Origin of the sequence: Sulfuracidifex metallicus DSM 6482 = JCM 9184 (assembly GCA_032834875.1) — an archaeon.
Lineage (GTDB): Archaea > Thermoproteota > Thermoprotei_A > Sulfolobales > Sulfolobaceae > Sulfuracidifex > Sulfuracidifex metallicus.
The window spans coordinates 819415-841175 of the sequence record CP135238.1 but is presented as its reverse complement, the minus strand read 5'-3'; the positions used below and the strand labels follow the sequence as shown (position 1 = coordinate 841175).

The 21761-nt window shown below is 41.1% G+C and carries 25 protein-coding genes and 2 tRNA genes; 9 read left to right on the top strand and 18 right to left on the bottom strand.

Annotated features, from left to right (window positions below):
- Nucleotides 1–18: 18 nt before the first annotated feature.
- The 5 genes from RQ359_RS04960 to RQ359_RS04940 all read right to left on the bottom strand — a co-directional run bounded on the left by RQ359_RS04960 (nt 19) and on the right by RQ359_RS04940 (nt 5976).
- Nucleotides 19–741 (bottom strand): CoA-transferase, encoded by a 723-nt coding sequence (locus RQ359_RS04960; RefSeq protein WP_054838423.1) that lies wholly within the window; start codon nt 739–741, stop codon nt 19–21.
- Nucleotides 742–963: 222 nt separating this feature from the next.
- Nucleotides 964–2112, bottom strand: coding sequence for an RNA-guided endonuclease TnpB family protein (locus tag RQ359_RS04955; RefSeq protein WP_054838422.1), 1149 nt, complete (start codon nt 2110–2112; stop codon nt 964–966).
- Nucleotides 2113–2333: 221 nt separating this feature from the next.
- Nucleotides 2334–2407: transfer RNA gene (locus RQ359_RS04950), tRNA-Ala, on the bottom strand.
- 35 nt (nt 2408–2442) lie between these two features.
- Entirely contained in the window at nt 2443–4173 is a 1731-nt protein-coding gene (locus RQ359_RS04945; protein ID WP_156017687.1) for an alpha/beta hydrolase family protein, read from the bottom strand.
- Nucleotides 4174–4413: 240 nt separating this feature from the next.
- A complete protein-coding gene (locus RQ359_RS04940) occupies nt 4414–5976 on the bottom strand; it encodes an ammonium transporter (protein ID WP_457921252.1) in 1563 nt (520 codons plus the stop codon).
- A 281-nt stretch (nt 5977–6257) separates the two neighbouring features.
- On the opposite strand from RQ359_RS04940, the gene RQ359_RS04935 reads away from it, so the two are divergent.
- Nucleotides 6258–6344: transfer RNA gene (locus tag RQ359_RS04935), tRNA-Ile, on the top strand.
- Nucleotides 6345–6388: 44 nt separating this feature from the next.
- Nucleotides 6389–8674, top strand: coding sequence for an STT3 domain-containing protein (locus RQ359_RS04930; RefSeq protein WP_054838879.1), 2286 nt, complete (start codon nt 6389–6391; stop codon nt 8672–8674).
- Between the two features lie 149 nt (nt 8675–8823).
- Here RQ359_RS04930 and RQ359_RS04925 read toward each other — a convergent pair whose 3' ends face one another.
- Genes RQ359_RS04925 through RQ359_RS04890 form a run of 8 tightly spaced genes read right to left on the bottom strand, consistent with a single transcriptional unit; the run spans nt 8824 to nt 13203 of the window.
- A complete protein-coding gene (locus tag RQ359_RS04925; RefSeq protein WP_054838880.1) occupies nt 8824–8994 on the bottom strand; it encodes an RNA-protein complex protein Nop10 in 171 nt (56 codons plus the stop codon).
- Nucleotides 8991–9782, bottom strand: a complete 792-nt coding sequence (locus RQ359_RS04920) for a translation initiation factor IF-2 subunit alpha (protein WP_054838881.1) — start codon at nt 9780–9782, stop codon at nt 8991–8993. The genes RQ359_RS04925 and RQ359_RS04920 overlap by 4 nt, the downstream gene beginning before the upstream one ends.
- 1 nt (nt 9783) lies before the next feature.
- Nucleotides 9784–9981, bottom strand: coding sequence for a 30S ribosomal protein S27e (locus tag RQ359_RS04915; protein WP_054838882.1), 198 nt, complete (start codon nt 9979–9981; stop codon nt 9784–9786).
- On the bottom strand, nt 9981–10268 hold the full coding sequence (locus tag RQ359_RS04910; protein ID WP_156017696.1) for a 50S ribosomal protein L44e: 288 nt from the start codon (nt 10266–10268) through the stop codon (nt 9981–9983). Before RQ359_RS04910 ends, RQ359_RS04915 begins: the two co-directional genes overlap by 1 nt.
- A complete protein-coding gene (locus RQ359_RS04905) occupies nt 10246–10719 on the bottom strand; it encodes a hypothetical protein (RefSeq protein WP_054838883.1) in 474 nt (157 codons plus the stop codon). Before RQ359_RS04905 ends, RQ359_RS04910 begins: the two co-directional genes overlap by 23 nt.
- Entirely contained in the window at nt 10709–11701 is a 993-nt protein-coding gene (priS, locus tag RQ359_RS04900) for a DNA primase small subunit PriS (protein ID WP_054838884.1), read from the bottom strand. Before priS ends, RQ359_RS04905 begins: the two co-directional genes overlap by 11 nt.
- A complete protein-coding gene (locus tag RQ359_RS04895) occupies nt 11667–12404 on the bottom strand; it encodes a beta clamp domain-containing protein (RefSeq protein ID WP_054838885.1) in 738 nt (245 codons plus the stop codon). Before RQ359_RS04895 ends, priS begins: the two co-directional genes overlap by 35 nt.
- Nucleotides 12405–12438: 34 nt before the next feature.
- Nucleotides 12439–13203 (bottom strand): ATP/GTP-binding protein, encoded by a 765-nt coding sequence (locus RQ359_RS04890; RefSeq protein ID WP_054838886.1) that lies wholly within the window; start codon nt 13201–13203, stop codon nt 12439–12441.
- 54 nt (nt 13204–13257) lie between these two features.
- Between RQ359_RS04890 and prs the strand changes: the two genes are divergently transcribed.
- Genes prs through rnz form a run of 3 tightly spaced genes read left to right on the top strand, consistent with a single transcriptional unit; the run spans nt 13258 to nt 15925 of the window.
- Nucleotides 13258–14130 carry a ribose-phosphate diphosphokinase gene (gene prs, locus RQ359_RS04885; RefSeq protein WP_156017698.1) on the top strand — a complete coding sequence of 291 codons (873 nt, stop codon included), beginning with the start codon at nt 13258–13260 and terminating at the stop codon, nt 14128–14130.
- Nucleotides 14127–15053, top strand: coding sequence for a TRM11 family SAM-dependent methyltransferase (locus tag RQ359_RS04880; protein ID WP_054838887.1), 927 nt, complete (start codon nt 14127–14129; stop codon nt 15051–15053). The genes prs and RQ359_RS04880 overlap by 4 nt, the downstream gene beginning before the upstream one ends.
- Nucleotides 15050–15925, top strand: a complete 876-nt coding sequence (gene rnz / locus RQ359_RS04875; RefSeq protein WP_054838888.1) for a ribonuclease Z — start codon at nt 15050–15052, stop codon at nt 15923–15925. The genes RQ359_RS04880 and rnz overlap by 4 nt, the downstream gene beginning before the upstream one ends.
- Here the strand turns inward: rnz and RQ359_RS04870 are convergent, their stop codons facing one another.
- Together RQ359_RS04870 and RQ359_RS04865 are read right to left on the bottom strand one after the other, a co-directional pair.
- Complete coding sequence (locus tag RQ359_RS04870; protein WP_156017700.1) at nt 15926–16354, bottom strand: RNA-binding domain-containing protein; 429 nt, start codon at nt 16352–16354, stop codon at nt 15926–15928.
- On the bottom strand, nt 16347–16934 hold the full coding sequence (locus RQ359_RS04865; RefSeq protein WP_420856785.1) for an AAA family ATPase: 588 nt from the start codon (nt 16932–16934) through the stop codon (nt 16347–16349). The genes RQ359_RS04870 and RQ359_RS04865 overlap by 8 nt, the downstream gene beginning before the upstream one ends.
- Here RQ359_RS04865 and thpR point away from each other — a divergent pair.
- Genes thpR through RQ359_RS04850 form a run of 3 tightly spaced genes read left to right on the top strand, consistent with a single transcriptional unit; the run spans nt 16933 to nt 19296 of the window.
- The gene (gene thpR / locus RQ359_RS04860) at nt 16933–17496 is read left to right on the top strand and encodes an RNA 2',3'-cyclic phosphodiesterase (RefSeq protein ID WP_156017704.1); all 564 of its coding nucleotides are present in this window, start codon (nt 16933–16935) and stop codon (nt 17494–17496) included. The genes RQ359_RS04865 and thpR overlap by 2 nt on opposite strands.
- Nucleotides 17450–18703 carry a CCA tRNA nucleotidyltransferase gene (gene cca / locus RQ359_RS04855; RefSeq protein ID WP_054838889.1) on the top strand — a complete coding sequence of 418 codons (1254 nt, stop codon included), beginning with the start codon at nt 17450–17452 and terminating at the stop codon, nt 18701–18703. The genes thpR and cca overlap by 47 nt, the downstream gene beginning before the upstream one ends.
- Nucleotides 18634–19296: a hypothetical protein gene (locus tag RQ359_RS04850; RefSeq protein ID WP_054838890.1), complete on the top strand. Its 663-nt coding sequence runs from the start codon at nt 18634–18636 to the stop codon at nt 19294–19296. Before cca ends, RQ359_RS04850 begins: the two co-directional genes overlap by 70 nt.
- On the opposite strand, the gene RQ359_RS04845 is transcribed toward RQ359_RS04850, so the two are convergent.
- Nucleotides 19276–19485, bottom strand: a complete 210-nt coding sequence (locus tag RQ359_RS04845; RefSeq protein ID WP_054838891.1) for a hypothetical protein — start codon at nt 19483–19485, stop codon at nt 19276–19278. The two genes, RQ359_RS04850 and RQ359_RS04845, sit on opposite strands and share 21 nt — an antisense overlap.
- 331 nt (nt 19486–19816) lie before the next feature.
- Here RQ359_RS04845 and RQ359_RS04840 point away from each other — a divergent pair, with 331 nt between their 5' ends.
- Nucleotides 19817–20581 (top strand): integrase, encoded by a 765-nt coding sequence (locus RQ359_RS04840; RefSeq protein WP_054838896.1) that lies wholly within the window; start codon nt 19817–19819, stop codon nt 20579–20581.
- 25 nt (nt 20582–20606) lie between these two features.
- Here RQ359_RS04840 and RQ359_RS04835 read toward each other — a convergent pair whose 3' ends face one another.
- Both RQ359_RS04835 and RQ359_RS04830 read right to left on the bottom strand, forming a co-directional pair.
- Complete coding sequence (locus RQ359_RS04835) at nt 20607–21296, bottom strand: zonular occludens toxin domain-containing protein (RefSeq protein ID WP_206338995.1); 690 nt, start codon at nt 21294–21296, stop codon at nt 20607–20609.
- Complete coding sequence (locus RQ359_RS04830) at nt 21289–21732, bottom strand: hypothetical protein (protein ID WP_156017710.1); 444 nt, start codon at nt 21730–21732, stop codon at nt 21289–21291. The genes RQ359_RS04835 and RQ359_RS04830 overlap by 8 nt, the downstream gene beginning before the upstream one ends.
- Between the last annotated feature and the right edge of the window lie 29 nt (nt 21733–21761).

Genomic DNA, 21761 nt, shown 5'->3' with positions numbered 1-21761 from the left:
CTCATCTCTTAAGGAATTTCATTGAATCCTAAGCGAATATGGATCTAACTTATTTATGAAGTTCTCTTCATCTTCGTTCAGACTTATCACTTCAGGTGATCCATTTTTTACTTCGAACGAGGTATTATCTGCAATTTCCAGAGGAGAGGAGTAATCATAATGAGCTAGCACTTCCCAAGATTTCTTGGCTCTGCAGAAATGAAGAATTCCAAGATCAGTAACAACATACACCTCGTTATCTGAGTTCCACGCGGTTCCTGTTACGAAGTCCACCTTTTCCACTAAGGATTTCTTGCTGTGTTTTAAATTCCACAGAATTACCTTTTTCACGAGCGGCATTACATATGCCGTCGCTGCCCCTCCAGTCAGCCTAACCTTAGGTTTCTCATAGTTACCTATCACGGACAAGTTCACGTTTGTGTATTTGTCTATTTGAACTGGACCAAGAAATATTACGTCAATTAATCCCTTCTGTATTAAGTCAAAAGAATCTGGGGTTATCATGACCGGAGAAGCAAGCGACATAAAGGGATCTCCTGTAGATGGAGTAACATAGTCTATGGATGGATTATCTGCCTCAGCTACGCCTAACAACCTTATTCCTTTCTTGTAATAATCCCTTGCCATCAGGCTACCTAAAAGTCCTGGTATAGAATTCAGACCTACGTAAACTCTGTCTCCTATTTGGAGAAGGGAAGAGATTCCTTTTATAACATAATCAATTCTAGGTTTATTTTCCATCAAAGTACTCTTACCAGATCACTATTTTATTTTTCTTTAGTCTCGAGAAGTCTTAAGGATAAGGAAAGACAAGGAGTTATTTTTAAACAACTGTCTAGAAAACGAGGGCGACGTATATTAACTCTTTATATAAATAGAAGTTTTCATAATATAAAAATAAATTCACGCTATATTACATACAATCAATACATCTGACTTCCTCCCCGCCAGCGAGGGTTCCCCTCATCGATTCGGGACTACATCTCTCATTTGAGGGACAGTCGAGAGGCTCAGAGAACCCCTCCCATTTAAATTCATGATTGCAATTACATCACGGTCGTTCTCATAACCACATGAGCACTTAAACCAACGATATTCTTTCTCCTCCATCCTTCTACCACACTTAGGGCATGAGACTGATGAATAACTGGGATTAACAAACTCAACAATCATTCCGTGTTTCTTAGCCTGCCAAGAAATCCAATACTGTAAACGGCGATACTGCATCAGATACAGTTTATCACGAAACTCCTTAGGTAGTTTGTTAACATTCTTGAGGAGGTTCTTGAGGTTCTCCAACTTAATGACGTTGGAACCCATCATTCTTGTTGCTTCAACAACCCACTTCCCAACTTTTCTAGCGAAATCCTCCATAATACGCTTAGCCTTTAGGTGGAAGGAATGAATCCTGTTTAGGATCCTCTTATTTTCCCTCCACCTCCTTGGATACTTCTTTTGTAGTCTTTCAGCTAATGACTTCCAGTGATGAACCTCTTCGAGACGAGTTGGAATCCTAACGTAGTTTCTGTCGTCCTTCCCTACGACTACTTCAGCCATGTTAATGTCTACGGCAACACTTTCCTTTGGCTCAACCTTCTCAAACGGTTTCTCAAAAACGACCTTGAGGAAAGCCTTCCCATCCTTAACCACTAACCTAGCCTCCTTCATCCTCCAGTTAGTATACTCCTTCAAGTTTCTAGGGTAACCCAAGATTGGTAGTTCACCTACACCAGCAATCCTAACAGTCGTCCTCTCGAAGTTCACGCTATAACTCGCTTTAGGAGTTAGCCAAACAGTTGGCTTATACACTCTTGGAAAACGCCCCCTCCTCGGATTATTATACCAACCCTTGTATATCGAGAGTGAATCCCTATAACAGTCCTCAGCAACCTTTGACGGTAGATTATACTCCTCCCTTAACTTCTCATACAACTCCTCGTGGACTTTCCCTAACACTCCCTTCTCTTCCGGGTTTTTCACATTTTCCTTTAACCAAAACAACGAAAAACGGAGTGCTTTAACGTAGTTATTCACAAGGGCTAGGAGGGAGTCTGAGACTGCGATCTTCATCGAAACAGTTGCTCTGATCGCTTTACTACCCCTCCTAGCCATTAATGGAATTTAAGAAGAAGAATTATTTAAACACGGGGCTATCCATCCCCGCCTGCGAGGCTTTCCGCCCCCTTAACCCCCTTCTCTGTAACTTATGGTATTGCTATTTGCGTAATAGAAAAATATAGAAACGAGAAAAAAAGAAGGGTAACATCGGTAATCGGTAAAATAAATTACTCGAAGAGTTCTACCTTAATCTAGGGCATTTAGACAGCCTATTATGGACCGGCCGGGATTTGAACCCGGGACCTCTCGGGTGCGAACCGAGCACTCTTCCAGACTGAGCTACCGGCCCTCACTTATCAATTTGATGGGGAAGTTTAAAAGTTCTCAGTGTGACTTTAGCCACTCCGCTTTCCTGGAAAGCCTATCTATCATGTTTAATGGCTTTCCTCTTCTGGCGTGTTCATGGCTATCTCCAGGATATCTTATTAACTTGACTTCGATCCCCTTGCTCTTGAGAGCTATGAAATACTGTTCAGCTTGCTCTATGGGACATCTAAAATCCTCCTCTCCGTGAATTAACATAAGTGGTGTTTTCACCTTTTCTACGTGATATATGGGGGACATTTCCAGAAGTTTCTCAATTGATTCCTTATTCCATGGATCCGAGATTCCTGCCTCTACTGCGTTGAACCAGAAGCCAATGTCACTAGTTCCACACATACTAACCAAGTTTGAAATGCTCCTCTCTGCTATTCCACTGGCAAAGAAGTCCGTCTTCGTTATCGCCATGTTTGTGAAATATCCACCGTACGAACCCCCAGTTAAGTGAAACTTACCCTTAAGTTTCAGACTCTTCAAGAAATTCGTTATTTCCTTGAAATCTATATCACACCAACTACCTACTATTGCCTTGGCGAATTCCTCTCCGTAGCCTTGACTTCCAGAGGGATTGGTATATATTACATTAAATCCCTCCGAATAGAGGAAATTGAACTCTATGTAGTACATATAACCATAAGCTGTATGAGGTCCGCCATGGACAAAAACCACGTTAGGAGAGGAGAGATCTCTTTCTATTACCCAACCTTCTATTCCGTTAACCTCGTATCTTGGCACAACGCCGTGAACGTTTTCGTTGGGATCATAATTACCCATGAGGGACGGCTTTTCGGGATTTGAGAACACATACTCTAGCTTGTTATCCTTAAAGTCGAAGTCTAGCACGACCCCCTCAACTTCAGTTATTTTCTCGGCTTTCGAATCTCCTATTGAATAAACATTCACGAACCCACCCTCATGACCTAGAGATATTACCTTGTCTCCGTCAGCTTCAATTTTCTCACCGTACTTTACGAATAGATCATTAACCACGGAATTTCCACATGTCTTACCGCAGGTTACTGATCTACCATCCTCAAAGATTATGTCTTTTCTAGCCCACGGTGATAATCCCTTCCTGTGACCAAGATAAGCGAAGCCTTCCTTGGTGAGGGCTAAAGAATATACTGCTCCTTCACCCTTGGTCAGCCTTTGGAATGACGACGAATTTATATCTACCTCAAATACGTCTTGGAGACTAACGTCGTCTCCAGTGAGCGTTGCAGAAGCAACTACTCTTTTCCCGTCAGTGTCAAAATCGGTAACGTCAAAGTTACCACCCATTACTCTTCTGATTTCCTGTCCGTTAAAATAATATAGCGAAGTCCTGCTCCTCAACAAGCCTCTACTGTCAAATCTATATTTCCTTGACGTGGCCTCGAAAGGTTTATCCTTATCTTGGTTTTCCTCGCCTAGGAAGATAAAGCCATCATGATAGGGAAGAAACTTCTTTATCTTGTGAAATGAGAAGATCTTCTCAGGTTCTCCTAAAGATGACCTCATTAGAGAATCTTCCTGCCCTCCCTTTACGTAAAGAAGGCGATTATCGTAAAAATATGGTTGTGACTCCTTGCCTTCCCACGTGAGTCTGATGACTTCCTTCTCGGTCTTAAGGTAAATGGATGATCTATAATCGTTAGAGGAAAAATCTATCCAATTTAAAACAAAGAAAGTACCTTTAGGAGAGATTACAGGATTAGAAATCAGCTTCAGAGAGTAACTTTCCTTGGGATCCATATCTATATAGACATGCTTAACATGATTATTAAATTAGCAATGATGACCGATGGGCGAATGGATCTGTGATATAAACCACTGCAGCCCTGAGCTTTACAATCCTATGTTATTCCTTATTTATAACTAAGAAAATAGATACCAGAGTTAAAATGAAGAAGGAAGCATTGGATTCTAAAATAAAAATATAAAACGTCTATAATAATATAAGGCTATTTCAGATATAGTTTTTAATTCTGTATTTTAGTCGGATTCCTTTTTGTCACGGGGCTCTTGGACATCATTGGTTTCACTAACTTGGGATTTTTCCTTCTTGGAGGATGGTATAGTGGCTAGTAACTCAGAGTATGCTACTTCTCCATGAATCTCATAGTCTCCCACAGCCATGGTATCCGTGCTGACTCTCAGAGGTACGAATAACCCTATCAGCTTTAGTAGACCATAAGTTATTGCAAAGTCATATACGAATACTACACCTGCAGCGAATGCTTGAATTCCCAACTGGTAGAAGTCACCATATAGTGCACCTTTTAGTCCAGGCGCAATGTACTTGGTTACGTTAGGATCAGCAAATATACCTGTCAACAGACCTCCTAATATTCCTGCTATACCGTGAGTAGAGAATACGCCTAATGTATCGTCAGCCTTCAGTTTAGGTTCAAGTTTATATAACGATATCCATGGTACAGTTCCAGAGGCGATACCTATCAATATGGCTTCCCATCCGTTTATGTAACCTGCGGCTGGAGTTATAGCTACTAAACCAGTTACTGCACCACTAACTGCGCCTACTAACGTAGGTTTCTTGAAGAAAGCCATATCCATTCCTATCCAAGCGATCGCACTAGCAGCGGTGGCTATGTTAGTGTTTAACACAGCTATTGCAGCGTCTATAGTAGCACCACCAGGGTCACCTCCGTTGAAACCGTCCCAGCCTAACCAGACTAGTCCAGCTCCAGCTAAAACCAGAGGTAAGCTGTGAGCCTCAAGCTTCCTTTCAGATGCTAGTCTAGGTCCTACGGCGAATGCTGCAGCTAGAGCTCCAACTCCAGCATCTACGTGTATGACGTAACCTCCACTGAAATCTACTGCACCTAAAGCGTTAAGCCATCCGCCTGCGAACAACCAATAAGCTACTGGACTGTATACTAATAAGGACCATATAGGTACGAATATCATCCATGCTTTGAAGTTCATCCTTTCCAATACTCCTCCTGCCAAAAGAACAGGGGTTATTGCGGCGAATACAAATTGGAAGAATATGTAAGTCGCGGTTGGTATATCTAAAGGTGTTCCAGATGGACCATAAATAGTTTGGGATGCCTCATATAAACCGGCTGTAGCTGGAGTTGGCGTACCAAATATTCCATAGGAACCTATCTTAACTGCCGCTGGTCCGAAACCGAAGTTGTATCCAGCAATCATCCATATTATAAGAACCGCAGCGAAAGCGTAGAAAACCATCATAGCAGAGTTTACTGCATATTTCTTCTTGGACAACCCTGCATAAAGCAATGCTACACCAGGTACGCTTTGAAGACCTACTAACGTAGCTGCTGTGAGCATCCAAGAGTTAGAGCCTACGCTAAGCCAAGATGGCACTGCAGCGGATGGATAGTCTGCTGTAGAGTTCTTTATTGCGGCTATGCTAGCGTTAAGAGATTGTAATTCTGCTGTAACATTTGAAGTGGATGCATGAGGAACTACCGTAAGTCCTACGAATATAAAGACTGCCAAAGAGAATACAAATGCTCTAATTAATGGCGCCCGTAAGACGCCTCCTTCTACACTTGCTTTCCTGACCATCTTTTTCCTCAAAGGAGAAGAATGACAAATACTTCTTAAGCATTACTACGAATTTTCACTAATTGTTTTTAATTATTAAGCTATCTTTTAGAACAGTTTTCACTTATCCAACGAAAATTTGACGGAGAAACTTTAAAATTTTTTAACTTACATGCATAGAAACATAACGATTATTTAAACTTTTCATTTTATGTATATAATCTAATTACTTTCTTAAAAAATAGTTAGAAATAAGGAAACACCAAGAAAATCTTAAAAACAAGATCATCAAAAGAAGTTGTGGGCCCGTAGCTTAGCATGGTGGAGCGCCCGGCTGATATCCCTGGTCAGTAACCGGGAGGTCGGGGGTCCAAATCCCCCCGGGCCCATTTTTGGATTAAGCTTATTAAAAACGTGAAGTTATTGAGGTTGTATGCAGTCGACTAAGAGAGTAACTAGGTTCGAGTGGATCACGAGGCTCATCGACGTACCAGTAATTTTGGGAATTACGTTAGTTTCCATACTTATAAGGGCTATAAGCGCAAATTGGCCTTTGGCAATTAACGGATTCGACTCATGGTATCTATTTTATAATGCAAATCTCATTGCCCATGCTGGGGGAAACTGGTACGCGGTACCACCAGACGTTCATGCTTGGTTCCCTTGGGGATACTTCATTGAGCTAGGGGATACAATTGGATTGCCTTTCTTTGTTGCTCTCATATCTCTTCCATTTATAGGTACTTTTGGAGCTAACGCAGTATATACTGTAACTATATTTAGCGATATCGCACTTGCTGGTTTCGGTGTTATTGCTGCATTCCTGGCTGTAGAGTCGATAACTGAGAACAGAATCGCAGGTTATGCTGCAGCAATAGTAGTTGCAGTATCTCCTGCATTGACATATAAGAACGTTCTCGGCGGATTGCCCAAAGACTCTTGGGGAGCCGTACTGATACTTTTCACAATATATCTCTTCAACGAAGCATTAAAGAAGGAAAAGCCATTATTTTATGGTATTCCAGCAGGCGTATTATTGTTCCTTGCAGAGATTATTTGGGGAGGAAACACATACATTGACCTTAGCCTTATAATAGCTGCGTTTCTAATTATATTGTTAAACAGGAATAACGAGATAGTATCTAAGACCTATGCTGTAATGGCTATAACTACAGGATTCTTAACGTCTTTTGCACCCAACGAAATAGGCTTCCTCTCAGGTTTCGCTCACGGTTTATCAATGATATTCGTAGGAATTCTGCTTTATGCTGACCTTTACCTTAAGAATAATCTACCAAAGGAATTTGTAGATTCAAAGAACATACTTGTTTCAGCTACTATTGTGCTAATTTTCGTACTAGGCATCGCTGGAGCAGTTTTAGCCAAACCGTCACTAGCTACATCAATAATTCCCTCTAGGTACTATGCTATCATAAATCCATTCTTCCAGATAACTGTGCCAATAGACAAAACTGTAGCAGAATATATACCTCAATCAATAACTAGTATGATAGAGGACTTCGGAATATCTCTTTTCCTGGCTATAGGTGGAATATATTATTCGTTAAAGAAAAGTAGTCTTGGAGGTATATGGCTTCTGGTTCTAGGAGTTGCAGCAATATTTGGAACCTCTGAACAGCCTTACCTCTTCAATTACACAGCTTACTTGGTAGCCGCACTTGCAGGAATAGGAATTTATTATATAGTTTCATCTCTACGCCAATCAAATAGATTAGCTCCAATTTTGGTTCTGTCTCTCTTCGCAATATCCCTTGTGGCTGATGCAGGACTTGCAGCGACGGGTAGTGATGCACCGCAAGCAATTGACAACTCAGCTACTGGATTCCTTACTACTAACTACGCTTGGATAAATGCAATAGACTGGCTCAATAAGTGTACTCCTGCACATTCGTTCATACTGAGCTGGTGGGATTACGGCTACTGGCTTGAAACGCTTACAAATAAGACTGTAATAGATGAAAATAACACGTTAAATGGAACCCAAATTAGACTTATGGCTCAGATGTTCCTTAACAACGAAAGCTACGCAGCTTACGTGCTAGAGCATTACTATCACGTATATCCTTACGGGAATCCCAATTACACTATACCAGCATACATAGTTACCTATGACGCAGTAACCAGTGAAGTTGTTAACGGACAGCTTACATGGTACTTGGGATATCCACCTAATTTTGGCCCCTTCTTTGGCTACACCACCAGTGTAGGAGATATAGCGAAAGCAATGGGTGCAATGACAATTATAGCTGGTTATAACGAGTCCTCTTTCGTAAACAGTACCGAGTTGATTAGTCAAATAAACGCTACAGAGTCAACATACGGCTCAACAGATCCTACCTTGGCAAGTGGATTAATAAGCCAGATAGAGAACGCTCAGCCTTTCGCATGGACACCTAGAGCATACAATTCGCTGATAGTTCAAATGTTCATAGAAGGTACAGAAAGTCTTGGAGGACAAGTCATAGCTCCATTCACAACAAGTGTGGCGCCAACAAATAGCGGATTCCAAGTAACTGGAACTCCACTTCCTCCAGTTGAGTTATCTTACTTCCAGCCTGCTTACATTGCGTTATATCCAGTAGGTTCTGGAGGAGTACCTAACGATGGTGGAACTTACACGGTATATATAATGGTATTAGTTTATCAGTTTGTACAACCAGGACATGTAATACCAGAACATGTCGTTGAGAACATATAAGGAATTAAATTTATTTTTATAAAGTTTTTCTTATTCGTTTATATTTAAGATTAGCCCTTTTTATATTAATGTTTTGTTATTATATATCTAAGATTAGACAAACAACAGAAAAGGAAGGTTGATAAGATGAAAAAGAAAAAACAGCTTGCCTAGCAGTCTATCTTCCTGTTCAACTTACTCTCAATTCTATATTTTACGAACTTATCTACAGGGGAATATCTAGGCGGATGAGGAATCTTCGTAGTTCCTCCGCAAACGGGGCATTTATCCTTAAATGTATAAACTCCGTCGACCTCACATTTCCTTAACTTCCATTTCATTTCTTCACAACCTGAATTTCAACATCTCCTTTATTGTTTAGTAAACTCTCGACTATCTCTTGTAGAACCTTTGACGTTTCCTTAGGTTCAGTGCCTATAACGTCGAGCCTATATCTAGGTGCTCCAATGGTATAGAGCTTAACTGTGAAACCATGCCTATTTTGAAGAACAGAACTTATGGCCTTGTCCAGAACATTCTTCATAACTTCTACTCCACTACCAGACATTGTCTTTATGGAAAGTATCTCGCTTTCTTTCACTTTCCTCTCTTCCACGTGTTTAGATGCTTCCTCAAGTAGAGGCTTTACCCACTCTTCAGATATACCTGCCTTAAGTAATATCTCAGGACCTTCCTTGGTTGCCTTCTCTATCATACCCATAGGATCATCGTATTTACTTTCCAATTTCCACTCTACTTCCTCCCATGCTAGCTTTTCGTCTTTACCCAACCTAGATGCCACTATTTCCAGTATTTTGTCGAGTTTTTGTAGTTTCTTCCATTCTATGTTCTTTTTCCTCCTCTCATCGTCGGTTACCTTCTTAAGGGATACATCTACAGAACCCTTCTTTCTATCTAGTCTTATGACCTTGACTACTACCTTCCTACCTTCCTTGACTATGTCCCTTACGTTTCTTACCCACTTGGTGCTTATTTCGCTCCACGGAAGAAACGCATTTACTCCAGGATATTCATCAAGGGAGATATAACTCCCATAATCAAAAACGTTCTTTACGGTACCTATTAATATCTCTCCTTCAGAGGGAAAAGTTGCCTTTCGATGTATCATTCTACCCTAGTACCTTTAGAATGTCTCCATTTATTTTTGCTTTTCCACCCTTAGCGAAAACTAGTTGAGATCCGCAAGAAAGGCATCTCACAGGAAACGTAGAATTTGAAAATACAGTCTGTTCGTATCCGCACTGACTGCACTTTACCCTTAAGTACTTGCTGTTTGGTTCTGGTATTAATATCCTGAACTTGTTCATTATTTAGCCACCTCTGCAAACTCAACCTTCTTAAGGCGTAAACCGGACTTGAGAATCACGTAACCGCATTTTGTGCATTTTAACACTAAGGATTGCTTCTTTGTAGTCTTTGCGAACCTCTTCTGTTCCGGCTTTCTGGTACTTCCATAACCTTCGTTCTTTCTATCATACCTTCTTTGTCCCTCAGCTAGACTCCTCCTCTTTCCGTTTTTATAAAGAGAAACGGAGTGAGGAGTGTGAGCCTTGCATTTAGGACAATAAACATTAAGGCTCTTTGGAACCTTCATCGTTATCGCTCTTAAATAGAGAGCAGGGAGTTATATAATTTGTGATATAAAAGAGGACCGCATCGGTGAAGTCTAAAAGCACTATATCACCTTCCGATAGCTTCTTGCCTTTAAAAATAAGCTCATTTTTCACGGTACACAAGACCTTTCCATTCTTGATCACAAGCTCGGAGGAAAGGAAAGAGACGTAAAACCTCTTCATTCGCATTACCGCTTCCATGATTCCCTTATCGAAACCAGTCGGAGGTTTTCCCTCCAATACTTTAGAAAGCCTGAGTTCAAAGATGGAGTTTGCCATTTCTTTCATTACCCTCAGCTGTTCCTTGTTTATGGGATCAGTTATCGGGTTAAGGACTTTCTTTATTTTCAAGTCTTCCTTTGTTACCTCATCCATAGATACTTGTATCAGATCATCATAATCCAGTTCCTTCCTAAGGATTTCATCCAACATAAGCTAATATTTCGCCTAAATCTTTTAAATGAAGAAGAACACCGAGGGAAACAGGTATAATGTTCATCTTACCGAACTCCAAAGATATCTCCTGTCCATAGAGAGAAGTATTTATTGATACATAAGGCTTGAAGGACACTACCCCTTTAAAAGGGGAAAGCTCGTCTAACCTTGGAACGAAGGATTTAACGTCCTCGACCCTTTTAACCAAGAGACCAGACTTACCATGAAGGGAATTTGGAATCCTAATCAGCCTCTTCACATCTATTGTTACTTGTCTGTCGACTATCACCCCCTTCTCTCCCCTAGCTTTCCTTCCGACCCAACCTGGATCGCTTGGAGAACCATTATAATCTGGTACGTCATCTCCGCTTACATAATCCACGATTTCCTTCCTTTCGTCTGAGGTGAGCAATGCACATTCGCCCATGCATTCCACTTGCACATGAAATCCTCTATTCCCAGAGAAGTATACCTTTGGTTCCATCCCAAAGTCGTGCTTAAGAATATCCTCAAGCAGATACGCTTGTCTTGCCCCCTCCTTCAAACATTCTTCACCCATCTCCACATAGGAAGATAGTTCAGTACCGTCCTTCTCACATTTCTCACCTGAGGAAATCGAACCGCAAGATGGACAGAACTTAATTTCTCTGGTTTCACAAAGGTGGTCCGCATCTATGTCAAAAAGTAAGTCTGCTCCCATCCATCCCTTCCTTTCAACATCCTTTGCGTCTGGCAATTGGTACTTTGCCGAAGAGTAAAATAAATGGAGTGGTACTTTTTCCCGAAGGAAGTTCAACAATTCACCTTCATTCCTGAACGATAAATGCCTTATATAACCGTCAAAGTCGATTGGCTGCAGCGCAAACTCCCTTAATTCCATATCAAAGGGTAGCTCTAACCTTCCAGGAGTCAAATAGTACTCCTTGAAGAGCTCCTTTACTATCCTATTCCGCCCTTGGTGCGACATAGAAGTCGCCATATGCACCGTTGGGCATTTCGTAATGGAGTTTAACCGGTATCTCAGTGCCGAAGCTTATTTCGATTATGTCAGCTGACTTCCTAAGCGTTGTAGTTCCTAGAACATATTCCATGCTGTAACTTGACCTAGCGTCCACACCGTCGGCTTCTATTAGTGAACCCCCGCTAACCGAAAACTCAACCTTAGCATTTGACATGTCGCCCTCGACTTGCAAAATCAAGTTAGTGTCCTTGGACTGAAGTATTAGAACTCCTCCTATTTCAGAAAGGACACCGAGAGCTTCAGCGAAGTTATTCGTGGTCATCTTAGCGCGATATGAGAATTGGAAGTTCAACGTAGGTTCCCTACCTTCTTCTAGAGAAAGGAGAGGTAGGACGAATTTCCTCTCTAAGTTACCGTTAAATTTGATCATTAACTTGTTTTCCTTGTTGTTTATCTCCAATTCATCTTCCTTATCAGCCCTCTTAAGGACGTCAGATAAGTCCCCTACCTTCACTCCTATAAGTTCCTTTTCTCCTTCTATTGAATACTCCTGAAAGTAACTTGCAGGTAAAAATATTGAAATGAATGCTACCTTCGCCGTATCGACGCCGTATATTTTAATCCCATCAGGTATAGCAACTATATTCACTTCAGGCATGAAGTTCTCAACGGCAGATATTACGTCCGAGAAAGACAAAGCATTTGCTAGTTTAGCTTTCATGAGGATAAATGGAAGTGTGGAATTAAAAAAATCTTCATAACGTGGGGTTACCTTCTTCTGTTAGAAAATCTTCCCCTCCAGCAAATATTCTCTGTAATTCAGCATAAAACATGTCCATTCCTACGTTGGAAGTGGAAGACACAGGAATGGGGGATGAGGAAAGACTTTCAACGAGTAATTTGATGAGCTCATAGGAATACTCGTCTATTGTTCCTAGACTATCAACTAGTTCTTCCCCGTTGCTCCAGGAGTTTATCAAGTCCAATTCCTTATCCGTCAACAAGTCAACCTTGCTCAACAAGTTTATGGTGGGCATATCCATCCTAAATTTAACTGAGCTTGATAGTAAAAGCATGGAAACGAAGCTTCTGGCTTCCTTAGCTATGAAGGAGTCAATAAGAAAAGCCATTGCCCTCTTGTTCTCTCCAGCTATGAGCGAAGCCAACATTCTGCCTGTCTCCCTGTAGGCGAAAAGCTCTATTTGCCCAGGGGTATCAACCAGGACATAATTGGACTCTAACTGCTCCACTTCTTCCTTAATTTCCGACGCTTTAGTTAGGACTAAATCGGAGGCAGCTATTAAGGAGGAGTTGGGACCTAAACCGAACTTCTCCATGACTTCATAAGCGTCAACGTAGTCCCTAACGTCTACCGCAGGAGTGTAAGGTAAGGACTCCACAGCAGGATCAAGGTTAATTATCGTGGAGTCCATCTGTTGATCTCTTAAGTAATCGTTAAACGTTTTCACAAGTGTGGTCTTACCGGAACCGGCAGTTCCGACGAAAAAGACGAAGTACATTTAGCTAGCTATGAGTTCTTTTAATCTTAAAAGCTTCCCTTGAGAAGAGTCCATATGATTATAGTAGGAGGACCTGCTTCCAACGGCATGGATGACGGCATTTCGAGATTCCTTTCATCAACCTTACTTAAGACTGAATCCAAGGTTTTTCCTGACGGGGAGTCTTACATTCGAATACCTGGGTCGGTTAAGGACAAAGAAGTTGTAGTTGTGCAATCTACATTCCCAGAGCAAGACAAGAGACTGATGGAATTGTTTTTCTTAAGCGAGACTTTGAGAGACATGGGTGCAACTAAGATTCATGCCGTAGTGCCCTACTTGGCTTACTCTAGGCAGGATAGAAGGTTTCTTGAGGGTGAGGCAATAAGTGTTAAGACAGTATTGAGAATGATGGGTCAAGCCGGGATATCATCCCTTACTGTAGTAGAACCGCACCACGAAGAGGAAATGAAGTACTTCCCTGGACAAGTGAGGATTATAAGTCCTTACGAAGACATAGCAGTGGAATTGAGAAAGCACGTTACTGATCCTTTCGTTTTAGCTCCTGATAGGAGTGCTCTTAGCAGAGCTGAAAGAATAGCCAAAATAGTTGGCGGAGATTTTTCTCATATAGAGAAAGTCAGGGATAAAGAGACGGGCAAAACGTCAATAAAGGGTGCTCCAAACGTGAATTTGAAGGAAAAAGACGTAATCCTCATAGACGACGTAATAAGCACGGGAGGCACAATGATTCAAGCTGCAGAATTTGCATACTCAAAGGGAGCCAAGAACGTAATTGCGTCCGCATGCCACGTACTCTTAGTTGGAGGGGCAAAGGATAAACTAAAAGAAGTAGGAGTGAAGAAAATTGTTGGAACCAACACGATTAAGAACGACCCAGAAGTTATAACTGTAGATATATCAAAGACGATTGCGTTAAGCCTATGAAGTATGCGGTATTAAACTGGAGAGATCCTTTTATTTCTCTTGCTGAATTAAAAGCTCTCACTGGGTTATCTTATAACGACATTCACCTTATGTCGGGAGTTGCACTTGGATATTGGAATTCCGATAGGCTTTCCTCTAGATCGGCTTTAATAAAGAGAAATGGAGATGTAATTGCAATTTCAAACGACGCAGTTGAGATCAACAGAGAATTAAAGGACGGCTGTTTCTCCATAGACTTAGATGTAATCCTGGGAGAAATGAGGAGAGAGTCAATATCCATGTATAATCAAGCCATTAAGAACGTGAAGTTGTCCCGTTCTTGCGAGAAGTTAGACATGATATTCACAGACGGAAACATAATCCTAGGTAGAAGAAAGGATGTTATAGACAACGTTACACTGGAGAAACACAACAAGAAACCTTACACACAATCAGGTACTATGACGGCTAGAACGTCCAGACTTTTGGTAAACTTGGCCACGCCTCAAGGTTCATTTCTGGATCCCTTCTGTGGGCTAGGTTCCCTTTTAATTGAGGCCTCTTGGCTAGGTTACAAGTGTTACGGGGTTGATTTCGACTTATACATGACTTGGAAAAGCAGGGAGAATCTGAGGTCATTTCTCCTAGAATGCGGAATAATTCAGGGATCAGCCGAATCTATACCTTTGACCAAGGTAGGGGGAATAGCAACTGACCCTCCATACGGAAGGTCAACGAAGTTCACGGGTCAATTGAGAAAGCTATACCAAGATTTCTTTTACTCTGTTTCAGATATTTTAAAGGGGAAGTTAGTGTTCGCAACTGACTCAAAGCTGGACTTCGAAGACGACTTAAAGGAAGCAGGGTTAACTTTGGAGGAAACTCATTTCATGTACATGCATAAGTCTCTATCTAGGAAAATATATGTAGTGAGAAAAACATGATAAAGGTATACTTCCTTGGAACTGGCGGCGGAATGCCAAGCAAAAATAGGAGGTTACCCGCTTTCTTAATGAAAAGAGAGGGCTTCTCAGCCCTTTTCGACTGTGGTGAGGGAACACAGTACACTTTCACGGAGTACGGTCTGAGTTCCGTTTCCTTGGACTTGATAGGGATTACACATATGCATGGGGATCACGTTCTAGGGCTGATAGGTTTGATCGAAAGCATGGGAATGCTGGACAGGAAGAAACCTCTTAATATTATGGGGCCTAAAAGGCTGAAGGAGTTCTTGTATGCTTCCTTTGAGATGAGCCACTTTAGACCTAAATTCGAGTTGAGGTTTATCGATGAATATAAAGGAAACGGAATCAGGGTAAAGAAGTTCGAAACTTGTCACACTGTCACTTCTCAAGGTTACATACTTGAGGAAGAGGAGAAAGTTAACTTGGATATTGATAGGCTAAAGGCTATTGGTGTCAATGACTGGAACGTTCTGAGGAAAATAAAGGGGGGAGAAGACGTCACTTACGAAGGTAGAATTCTTCATCATGAAGATTACATCATTAAAAGGAGTGGAAGTAAGGTAGTATACACTGGAGACACAAGACCTTGTGAAAATACTGTGAACGCGTCAAAGGATGCTGCCTTACTAATACACGACTCAACGTTCTTAGACGAGCCATCCGCCTTAACTTACGGACACTCCAACGTATCGGAAGCAGCTACAATAGCACAACAATCTAATGTTAATCTCCTTGCTCTGACTCATATAAGTGCACGTTACCCTGAGCCAGAACCTTTGATCCAAGCTGCCAAGAAAATATTCCCTAGGGTTACGCTTCCAAACGATTTGTCTTTCATAAACGTAGAGTGATCAGGGCATGGGATTTTCCCACAAGGGTTTGCCGTGGCTCGTCTTTGGAGCTAACCAATCTATTATATCCCTTGCCTTTTCACTCTTTATAAAGAACTTTATTGGACCGAGAGGAGACTCATCCTCAGTATCCACGAAGGTAAGCACTCTAACTGCTGCAGCTTGTTTATGTATCATAAAGGTTATCTTATCTCCTTCTAGACCTCTTAACAGATACTTCCTTGACGCATCTAGAATTTTCTCCTCCCTTAGGGCCTTATGAACCTTCATGAGGCTCTTCAACGTATCAGACTCGAACCTAAGGACTAATGACAAATCAAGTGAGTCCTCCCTGATCTTTTCGTAGGTGAAGAAGTTAGACACCGCGTTTATTACCTTTTCTTTATCTTCAGAAGGTCTTACCTCTGCTACAACCATGACTTTATCCAAACTTCAACACCTTCTTAATAAATTCCTCGCATTGACTCTTAAACTCCGCTATTGACGACGTATTCGTTAAGATATAATCAGACATGGCAATTACGCCTCCAAGACCGAATTCAAGCTCTTCTTTATCCCTCAACTTTATGAGTGATAAGTCCTTCGAATCGTCGGGTCTCATTCTGTTTAATATTCTTTCATATCTAATTGAAGGAGGAGAGTGAATTGAAACTAAGTAGATCTCATTCCCCTGAAGCAGGTTCCTGAATTCCTCGACTTCTTCGAGGCTTCTCACGCCGTCAAACACTACCATAGGAGATGGAGAACCCATCTCCTCCACGCTTAACCTTGCCACAACTCCATTTCCATATATTGTCCTGAGTCTCTTGGCGTAATCCATGAGTCTCTCGCCAGGTTTTCCGTCTTGACTGAACCTTTTACGAACAACGTCACTCATGACTATAACCTTCGCTCCTTTCTCCTTCATTAGATTGGAGAACAGACTCTTTCCAGATCCCGGCATTCCAGCTATTAATAGGACTTTAATCTTAGACCACGCATAACTAAGATGGAGTGGGTTATAAACTATGAGATTATTTATCGCAGTAGATGTTCCACTAAGTCAGAAAATTAAAGACCTTTTAAAGGAAATAGACAAAAGCGGAGCAGACGTGAAGACGGTGGAACCAGAAAATTTACATTTAACCCTACTTTTCATAGGCGAAAAGAGAGAGGATGATCTGAAAACGATAGAGGAAATAATGAATAGCCTGAAGGGACAAAACAGCTTCTCCGCTTCGGCTAGAGGAGTAGGTTTCTTTCCAAACTTAGATAGACCTAGAGTGATCTGGATAGGAATAGAGGATCATGGTAATTTATCAGAGATCAGGAAGCAATTAGTTAATAGTTTCAAAGAAAGGAAGATTACCTTCGATGACAGGAACGAGTTCTCCCCACATTTAACGCTGGGTAGAATAAGATCTCCAAGGGGAATAGAAAACATAAAGAGAATTTGGGAAGAGAGAAAGTACGAAGACTTCGGTAACTTCAAGGTAGACAAGGTGATGCTTTTCAAGAGCATATTAACTCCAAGGGGACCCATTTATGAAGAGTTACATTCTGTCGGACTTAAAGAGACAAGTCTTAGCTAGGATAAAACCTACTCCTCAGGACAGGGAAAAGATAGAGAGTCATCTGAAACCCATCCTGGAGAGAATAAACGGAATGGAATACATGATACAAGGGTCCTTCGCCAAGGACACTTGGCTTAAAGGGTCAAGCGACGTTGACGTATTTATCCTTTTCGACAAGGAAAGCAAGAACAGAATGGAGGAGATAGTTAACGAGCTAGAAACAAAGATGTCGGGCTATCAGACGGAGAAGGCTTACGCTGAGCACCCTTACCTCATAGTGAAGGATGGCTTTATAGAGGTTGATCTAGTTCCCGCCGTTAAGGTTGAGAGCGGCGATCAGATAGTGACAGCCGTGGACAGAACGCCATTCCATACACGTTTCGTCAATTCTCGTCTAAGCGATCAACAGAAGGATGAAGTAAGGGTACTTAAACAATTTATGAAGGGTATAGGGGTTTACGGAGCTGAGATAAAAGTGATGGGATTCTCAGGATACATATGCGAGCTCTTGGTAGCCAATTACGGTTCCTTCGAAAACGTTATGGAGGAAGCCTCTAAGTGGAAGCCTCAAGTAAGGATAGACCTAATGGGAGAAAGCAAGAAGAATTTCGATGAACCCTTAGTGATTGTTGATCCTGTTGATCCCAAGAGGAATGCTGCAGCTGCAGTATCAATGAAAAGTTTAGCTACTTTTTCCTTTGCCTCTAAGCTTTTCATAGAAAAGCCGTCGCTGAACTTTTTCTTTCCCCCTGAAGTTGAGGGAGAACCGCTTGGAGACATTATGATAGTGGAAATCAAGATTGAGGAAAATGTAGCTAAGGACGTAATATGGGGTCAGGTTGTTAAGACAGTTGAAAGAATAAGAAAAGAGCTTTCAAATGCAGGATTTAGGATAATTGACGTAGGTGCATGGGAGGAGGGAAATATAATAAACATTGGAATAGAGCTGGAGGAAAGAAAAATAGGTAAATACTATAAATCGCAAGGTCCTCCTTTCTTCATTGAGGGTTCATTAGACTTCGCTAAAAAGAATCAATACGTTTGGATCGGAGAAGATGGAAGGCTTTATTCGGTGAAGGAACGTAGATTTACTGATCCAGAAGAAATCGTTAAATTATCTATTTCAATAAAGGTAAAACACGAGATTAACATAAAATGGATGAAGGAAAAGGGAAGAGGGGAAGTGGGGTCTTTCATGAGGAAAACTCCTCCTTGGTTGAGGTAAAACACTTCATCTATCCTAAGTACTGTAAATCCATCGAAGACGAACTTTTGAACGCAGGAATAAAGGAACTTCTATCTGAAGGCAAAGTAAAGATTAATGACGTTATGGTCATCGGCAAAGGGAAGAGCGGAATAGTAGCAATGATGGACAACGAAAGGGTTGTGAAAATAAGGAGAACCGATTCACCCAAGCCTTCCATGGAACAGGAATGTTCCTATCAGAGAAATGCATTTCCGGTTTCACCGAAGGTGTTTTCCTGTGGCAAAAACTTCATCGTAATGCAGCGTATAAATGGATACATGTTTCCAAGGAAGCCGTCCGTGGAGGAGGTGAAACTTGCATTAATAGCTGCAAGAAATCTAGAGCTATTACATGTACAACACAAGGAAATAGCAAGACCTTGGAAGAACGTTATGATAGACAAAGATAGAGCATTCATATTGGATTATGACTCGGCTACCTTTAAACCTTCACCAAATAATGTAAGCAAAATACTTTCTTCATTCAAAGAAACTAGAGAACTATCTATAAAATATTCTAAAAGAGAGATAGATTTTAACAAACTTTTAGAATTAATAAACCTTTACTTTTAATTGCTTTTTCGGTCTGAAAGTTATGTCCTCCATTGAAGGTACTTGGAACTCATGGCCGCAGTGGTGGCACTTCCCTCCAAATATTGCCTTAATCTCAGAAGGCGTTCTCACTCCGTAAAAGTCCTGTCCAACTCTCTCAAACTTGTATAATTCTGTTCCACAATTTTTACAGATGTACCTCACAGGAATACTTTTTCACCGAGTATTAACTTAGATCACATATTTAATATCCAATACACCTATCTTACGCATAGTTTCGACCTAAAGAGAGAGGGTAGACTGAAACTATTCTTCAAGTTTCCTAGGCAGAATTAACCGGCGTATTATACCACAAAGCTTAATAACTGTTCTTTTTATTTTTGTTTCTAAAAAATTTTTATAACTAAAAATTTATAATCTTAAGGATAATAATGATACCAAATTCGAGGAAATTAAAGACTAGAATTCAATGGGGCCGCCGGGATTTGAACCCGGGACCACCAGCGTACTAGAAGATTCATTAGAACGGCGTAAAACTACGTTGGTTGCCAATTTACGACAGTATGTAACACCCGGCAACATTAAGGCTTTCTATGAATATTTAGTAAATGAACGGAAAGTAACTCAATATACTGCTAAAAAGTATATATTAGAAGTAAATAAGCCTTATCACGATACTGCAGTTTCTCAAAAGGTCTATCGATTATTAGCTAAATTCTTAGCTTCACGTGGAATAATTTCAGAGGACTTTGAAGAGAAAATACTAAAGTTAATTAAGGTAAAGAGGACTAATGCCGATATTTATATTCCGTCAGTTGAGGAAATTAAGAAGACATTACAGATAGCGAAAGAGTATAGCGAAAACGTATACTTCATCTATCGTATTGCCTTAGAGAGCGGTGCCAGAATGTCTGAAGTCCTCAAAGTTTTGAGAGAACCAGAGAAAGATATATGCGACGTAGGGGATACCCCTACAACCCCAATCCTATGTTATTATCCCTTAAACTGGACTCGTGGTTACAAAGGGTCCTTCTATATTTTCCACATAACGCCGTTACGTAAGATAGAAATGACCGAATGGGCGGTAAATAGTTTCGAAAAGAAATACAAAGACGCCGTAAACATAAAGTACTTCCGTAAGTTCGTCGCGACGAAAATGGCGGAACTAGGAATTCCTCTCGACGTTATCGACTTTATCCAGGGCAGAAAGCCGACACGCATTCTTACGCAACATTACGTTTCGCTTTTCGGCATAGCGAAAGAGCATTACAAAAAATACGCGGAATGGCTAAGACAGAATATTTAACAGACACTGACCTAACCCCCGTTATCTACTCTGGAACTGCCTTATTTTCCTCTCTCATTCTGCTTAGTGAAACTCTGATTTGCGATAACAGATCTAATTCTTTCGCTTTTCTCTTCATCAAGTAATTGTTGTAAAAGTCGTTTGGCAACTCAACTTTGAAATAATCTATCGCTTTGTGAGTGGATTTTGTTGTAAATTCGCCACGAGTATCGCGTGCAAATTCTTTTTCGTATAGTTGTGCCATGGCGATTTTCCTCTTCTTATTATTCCATACTATCTTTATCTGATACCATCCTTTTTCCCTCAGGAAATACGCTAGGTCGTCAGGCGCGGGTGTCGTAAATATCACGGCGGAAACTCTGGACCTGATAAGTGCGTAATAAGAATAAAACATCTTCATGTAATCCTTATACCAATAATATTTACTGAGCCAAATCGACGCGTCATCAAATATTATGTAGGGTATACGCTCATTCCTTTCAGTTATTTCCTCCAGGTATTCTAAAGCGTCAGGTAATTCGAAAAAGAACTTCACATATTTCCACGCTTCATCTTTTGTTTGCAAACCACGAATCGCGAATTCTACATCACGTGCTACTTTGAACGCGTAAGTTGTCTTACCAGTGCCTTGTGGACCGAATATGACCGCACTTACGAATCCCATGTTCTTGTAAGCTTCGACTATTTTTTGGGCCAACCATAGTAACTCAGCCATCCCCATCCTCCTCCATATCACTATCTTTCCCGCCATGGAGTAATTGCTTGAACAGACTCTTGTTGACATTCTCTCGAACTTGACCTGACGACGCACGTAATACTCTGAGTATGTCCCTCCTTCCTCTTCCTCCCTTACTGACGAGATAGTCCCTAATATGGTCTGCGAACCAAGACAGGTCTTCCACCTCCGGCTCACCGAAGAGCGTAGGTATTCGCGCAGCTAATTTCGCGCTAAGAAGGATGTTAGCCTGTTCCCCCGTCAAATAATACATAGTGTCTTGAGGTGTTACTAGCTCATCTACTACCCTATTAGTTACAGTGTATGGATTTTCCACTTCTTGAATATCCTTATTCCTGAGTCGCTTGTTCTCTTCTTCCAGCTCCTCTATCCTCCTCAGGAGTTCCATATCTACGTCCTTCTTCTCTTTCTTCATCTTCTCTTCCCCCTTCTTGCGTTCCTGAG

Coding starts and splice junctions, on each gene's coding strand:
- RQ359_RS04960 (WP_054838423.1), bottom strand. CDS start 741: ATGGAAAATAAACCTAGAATTGATTATGTTATAAAAGGAATCTCTTCC.
- RQ359_RS04955 (WP_054838422.1), bottom strand. CDS start 2,112: ATGGCTAGGAGGGGTAGTAAAGCGATCAGAGCAACTGTTTCGATGAAG.
- RQ359_RS04945 (WP_156017687.1), bottom strand. CDS start 4,173: ATGGATCCCAAGGAAAGTTACTCTCTGAAGCTGATTTCTAATCCTGTA.
- RQ359_RS04940 (WP_457921252.1), bottom strand. CDS start 5,976: ATGGTCAGGAAAGCAAGTGTAGAAGGAGGCGTCTTACGGGCGCCATTA.
- RQ359_RS04930 (WP_054838879.1), top strand. CDS start 6,389: ATGCAGTCGACTAAGAGAGTAACTAGGTTCGAGTGGATCACGAGGCTC.
- RQ359_RS04925 (WP_054838880.1), bottom strand. CDS start 8,994: ATGAAATGGAAGTTAAGGAAATGTGAGGTCGACGGAGTTTATACATTT.
- RQ359_RS04920 (WP_054838881.1), bottom strand. CDS start 9,782: ATGATACATCGAAAGGCAACTTTTCCCTCTGAAGGAGAGATATTAATA.
- RQ359_RS04915 (WP_054838882.1), bottom strand. CDS start 9,981: ATGAACAAGTTCAGGATATTAATACCAGAACCAAACAGCAAGTACTTA.
- RQ359_RS04910 (WP_156017696.1), bottom strand. CDS start 10,268: ATGAAGGTTCCAAAGAGCCTTAATGTTTATTGTCCTAAATGCAAGGCT.
- RQ359_RS04905 (WP_054838883.1), bottom strand. CDS start 10,719: ATGTTGGATGAAATCCTTAGGAAGGAACTGGATTATGATGATCTGATA.
- priS (WP_054838884.1), bottom strand. CDS start 11,701: ATGGCGACTTCTATGTCGCACCAAGGGCGGAATAGGATAGTAAAGGAG.
- RQ359_RS04895 (WP_054838885.1), bottom strand. CDS start 12,404: ATGAAAGCTAAACTAGCAAATGCTTTGTCTTTCTCGGACGTAATATCT.
- RQ359_RS04890 (WP_054838886.1), bottom strand. CDS start 13,203: ATGTACTTCGTCTTTTTCGTCGGAACTGCCGGTTCCGGTAAGACCACA.
- prs (WP_156017698.1), top strand. CDS start 13,258: ATGATTATAGTAGGAGGACCTGCTTCCAACGGCATGGATGACGGCATT.
- RQ359_RS04880 (WP_054838887.1), top strand. CDS start 14,127: ATGAAGTATGCGGTATTAAACTGGAGAGATCCTTTTATTTCTCTTGCT.
- rnz (WP_054838888.1), top strand. CDS start 15,050: ATGATAAAGGTATACTTCCTTGGAACTGGCGGCGGAATGCCAAGCAAA.
- thpR (WP_156017704.1), top strand. CDS start 16,933: ATGAGATTATTTATCGCAGTAGATGTTCCACTAAGTCAGAAAATTAAA.
- cca (WP_054838889.1), top strand. CDS start 17,450: ATGAAGAGTTACATTCTGTCGGACTTAAAGAGACAAGTCTTAGCTAGG.
- RQ359_RS04850 (WP_054838890.1), top strand. CDS start 18,634: ATGGATGAAGGAAAAGGGAAGAGGGGAAGTGGGGTCTTTCATGAGGAA.
- RQ359_RS04835 (WP_206338995.1), bottom strand. CDS start 21,296: ATGGCTGAGTTACTATGGTTGGCCCAAAAAATAGTCGAAGCTTACAAG.
- RQ359_RS04830 (WP_156017710.1), bottom strand. CDS start 21,732: ATGAAGAAAGAGAAGAAGGACGTAGATATGGAACTCCTGAGGAGGATA.